The 3,774-nt window shown below is 61.0% G+C and carries 4 protein-coding genes; 3 read left to right on the forward strand and 1 reads right to left on the reverse strand.

Features of this window, described 5'->3' with window-relative positions; all coding sequences use genetic code 11:
- Positions 1-814 precede the first annotated feature (814 nt).
- Together AAFX91_RS39770 and AAFX91_RS39775 are read left to right on the forward strand one after the other, a co-directional pair.
- Positions 815-2,323: an amidohydrolase family protein gene (locus AAFX91_RS39770; protein WP_282532674.1), complete on the forward strand. Its 1,509-nt coding sequence runs from the start codon at positions 815-817 to the stop codon at positions 2,321-2,323.
- Positions 2,324-2,387: 64 nt separating this feature from the next.
- On the forward strand, positions 2,388-3,116 hold the full coding sequence (locus AAFX91_RS39775; protein ID WP_394570134.1) for a protein-L-isoaspartate(D-aspartate) O-methyltransferase: 729 nt from the start codon (positions 2,388-2,390) through the stop codon (positions 3,114-3,116).
- A 38-nt stretch (positions 3,117-3,154) separates the two neighbouring features.
- Here AAFX91_RS39775 and AAFX91_RS39780 read toward each other — a convergent pair whose 3' ends face one another.
- Positions 3,155-3,403: a LexA family protein gene (locus tag AAFX91_RS39780; protein ID WP_394570135.1), complete on the reverse strand. Its 249-nt coding sequence runs from the start codon at positions 3,401-3,403 to the stop codon at positions 3,155-3,157.
- 52 nt (positions 3,404-3,455) lie between these two features.
- On the opposite strand from AAFX91_RS39780, the gene AAFX91_RS39785 reads away from it, so the two are divergent.
- On the forward strand, positions 3,456-3,774 hold a 319-nt coding region (locus AAFX91_RS39785), incomplete at its 3' end, for a helix-turn-helix domain-containing protein (protein ID WP_394570136.1).

The raw sequence follows: 3,774 nt of genomic DNA on the forward strand, positions 1-3,774 counted from the left end.
CCCGTGCAACAAAAAGCACGGGGGTAGGACCACAGGTTCAACCGAAGCATTCCGGCTTTCCCTGCGCGATGGTTTACAGCTTACTTCGTGCTCTTCCCGGTGACCGGGCTTTCTTGCCACCGTCGCTCTGCTCAACGAACAGAACTTAGCGCCAGCGTCGGGGCGCCAGAACCACACGACTTCGCCGTCCGTGATCGTCACGCTCGTCAGTCGTGACGCTTACGTCCACCGCATCTCACCGCAACGTTCGTGACGATCGCGACCCGCCCCTCATTTGGGTGAGATGCGCGGAGTTAAATCACTGATTTGCCCGACGCCTTAAGCGGGATATTTTTCACCCGGTGGCTGGACGTCCCAAATCAGCTTGAGATCATTCAACAAATTAATTTCCACGCGCGTCAGATTTCCGGGTCGCTTCGGGCCTCCCGGCACCGACGCGAAACGAGATCGCGATTTTGATTTGCCCGTCGGGCACTGGCGCAAGCTACCAGTGCCAATGTCAGCGGGAGGACCGCGCTTGAATGCGTTCGCCGCGCACCGTTCGAGCGGCGTCGTGCCGGCGTAGTCAGGCCCGCTTCCTATTCAGATCGGCGGTTTGCGTGTTGGGACAGTGCGTCTGCCGCATTACGTCGCTTGCGGTAAGACCTGTTTAAGCATTGAATAACTCGCCTCCATGCGCTGCGGTGCAATTCTTAGAGCGGGATCTGAGGCTATGCCGAGTCGGTCCTGTTAACCGCCCGCAAGCAGGGACAGGCGTGCAGCCTTCATGGGGGGCAACGACCGGCGCATTCGATCACCGATGAGGGAGGATAGGATGAGCACTTGGCTTAGTGAGCGAGAACAACGCCTCGTCGCCGGGGCCGAGTCAGCATCGGCGGCTACCCCAATTCCGACCCAGATCGTATCCAATGGCGAGTATCTGCCGCCGCCGCAGAGTAATACCCAGAGGAAGGTCGAGGCCAGGATCAATGAGCTGGCCGAGGCGAATGGCAGGCACCTGGGTCTGAACCGCCGGCAATTCATGCGCACGAGCTGCGGCATGGCTGCAGCATTTCTCGCGATGAACGACGTCTACGGCAACGTCTTCCAGGTCGCGCCAGCTGAAGCCCGCGAGCCGGAGTTAATGCTGGCCCGGGCGCAAAGCCTCGCCGGGCAGTTCATCTTCGACGTCCAGACCCATTTCGTGCGCGACGAGTTCGACCACAAGGAGCTGTTGGGGCTCGGCCAGTTTGCGAGCGAGCACTGGAACCCGAAGATGAAGGAGGAAGGCGTCTCCTCGCTAGGCCGGTACAAATTTGAGAACTACGTGAAAGAGGTTTACTACGACAGCGATACCAGCCTGGCGCTGTTGAGCGGCGCCCCGTTCGACGACCCGAGCTGGTGGCTGCTCTCCAACGAGCAGATCGTCAAGGCCCGCGAGTTGATCAACGATTTCGCCGGCTCTCGGCGGCTGCTGGCGCACAGCGTGATCACCCCGAAGCAGCCCGGCTGGATGGAGGAGGTCGACAAGGCGATCACCGTCTATAAGCCGGATTCTTGGAAGTCCTATACGATAGGTGACCCGCTGGCACCCTCCAAATTCCCGTGGCGGCTCGATGATGAGCCGCTGATGTATCCATTCTACGAGAAGGCGGTGAAGGCCGGCATCAACACGCTGTGCATCCACAAGGGTCTGCTGCCGCCCGACTACGAGAAGTCCTTTGCCGGCGTGTGGGAATACGCAACCGCGTGGGATATCGGAAAAGCTGCAAAGGATTGGCCGCAGATGAACTTCGTGATCTACCACTCGGCGTTGCGGCCATTCCTTGAGCTGCCCGACCAGGCCTGGGCCGAATTCGAGCAGACCGGCCGTATCCGCTGGGCAACGGACCTCGCGGAGATCCCGCAGAAGTTCGGCGTCACTAACGTCTATGCCGAGCTCGGCACGTCTTTCGCCAACTCTGCGGTGGCGCATCCCAAATTCTGCGCCGCTCTGGTCGGCACGCTGATCAAGGGCATGGGCGTCGACCATGTCATGTGGGGCACCGACTCCGTCTGGTACGGGTCGCCGCAGTGGCAGATTGAGGCGCTGCGCCGGCTGGAAATCCCCGAGGACATGCAAAAGGAGTACGGCTTTGCGCCGCTCGGTGACGCCAACAGCCCGACCAAGCAGCTGATCTTCGCCGGCAACGCAATCCGGCTCTACAAGATTAAGATGAAAGCGGCTGACAACACCGGGATGCCGGCGTTTTCCGAGGATCGGCTCGCGGCGCTCAAGAATGAATACGCGTCGGCATCCATCGAGCCCTCGAACCTGCGCTACGGCTACGTTCGAGCTGGCTAAATGCCCAATGGTGCCTTGCGTTCAAAGGGTTGATCGCGAAGCGGCTGGGAAGGCCGCGCGACTCATGAACACCCTGCTGCTGGTGATGATTTCCATCGTTGCAGGTCTGCGAGAAGTGAGCGCGCAGGACGCAGAATGCGTCCGCGAACGCGCTGCCATGGTCGAAACCATCCGCGGCTACGCCCGGTCCCACGGTGTTTTTGGACAGCAGAAGCCGTCGGAGAGGGTCCTTGAGGCCATGGGGCAAACACAGCGCCACCTGTTCATTCCTGAGCGCTCCTGCTCGATCGCATACGCGGACATGCCGGTTCCGATCGGCTTCGGCCAGACCATATCGCAGCCGTTGATCGTCGCGTTGATGACCCAACTGGCCAACGTCGCGCCCGATGATGTCGTGCTCGAAATCGGTACGGGCTCGGGCTATCAGGCCGCTGTCCTAGCGCGTCTGGCGCGAAACGTCTGCACCATCGAGATCATCCCGCAATTGGCCGAGGCCGCCGCCAAAACACTCAGAGAGCTCGCCTATGACAACGTAAACGTTCGGCGCGGCGACGGATATGCTGGCTGGCCGGAATGCAGTCCTTTTGACGCAATCGTCGTAACCGCCGCGCTCGGGCAGGTGCCGCAGCCTCTGATTGAGCAGCTTAGAGTGGGTGGCCGGCTGGTGATGCCGGTCGGGCCTGCTTACACCACTCAGCAGCTCACGGTGGTCGAAAAGATCGGTCCCAGCGAGACGACAACGCGCGTCGTCGGTCTCGTGCGCTTTGTGCCCTTTACGCGTTCACCTGACTAGTTGCTCTGCACAGTGATTTTGACGTGTTGGGTGGGCTGTCAAATTAGCTCCGGCAGGTCTTTCGGATCCACGAGGACCTCGATGCTGCGAGGTGTCCTTGGCTGCCTTCTGATGAGGCCAGATCGTTCCAGGGTCAGCACCATTTGGTGAACCGAGGGCGGGCTGACGCGGAAGTATTCCTGCATGTCGGTTTCGGCCGGGGGCCTGCGATGCAGCCGGGTATAGAGGTGGATAAAAGCCAGATACTGCCCCTGCGTGGGCGTGAAGGGTTTTGTCGAAGGACTCACGCCGGCCATCCGATTCAGTTGTTCGTGCGTGCCTCGAACGAGGAGGCACGCCATGAATGTACGCTATCGGGTCGAACTCAGCCAAATCGAGCGCACCGAACTGAGGGCGCTACTCAGCGGCGGCAAGCATGCGTCCCGCAAGCTCAAGCGAGCGCAGATTTTGCTGGCCGCCGATGCCGGGACCAGCGACGAGGGGATCGCAAGGAGCGTCGGCGTGAGCAGCTCGACCGTATACCGGACCAAGCGACGCTTCGTGGAAGGCAATCTGGAGCGGGCGCTGAGCGAAGAGCCGCGTCCCGGAGCGGAGCGCAAACTCACCGGCAAGGAAGAAGCCTTGCTGGTGGCGACCGCCTGTGCCAGCCCCCCAAAGG

The sequence above is a fragment of the Bradyrhizobium sp. 31Argb genome (assembly GCF_043638955.1).
Lineage (GTDB): Bacteria > Pseudomonadota > Alphaproteobacteria > Rhizobiales > Xanthobacteraceae > Bradyrhizobium.

Excerpts from the sequence above, each read along its gene's own strand:
- AAFX91_RS39775 (WP_394570134.1), top strand. The coding sequence starts at position 2,388 with ATGAACACCCTGCTGCTGGTGATGATTTCCATCGTTGCAGGTCTGCGA.
- AAFX91_RS39770 (WP_282532674.1), top strand. The coding sequence starts at position 815 with ATGAGCACTTGGCTTAGTGAGCGAGAACAACGCCTCGTCGCCGGGGCC.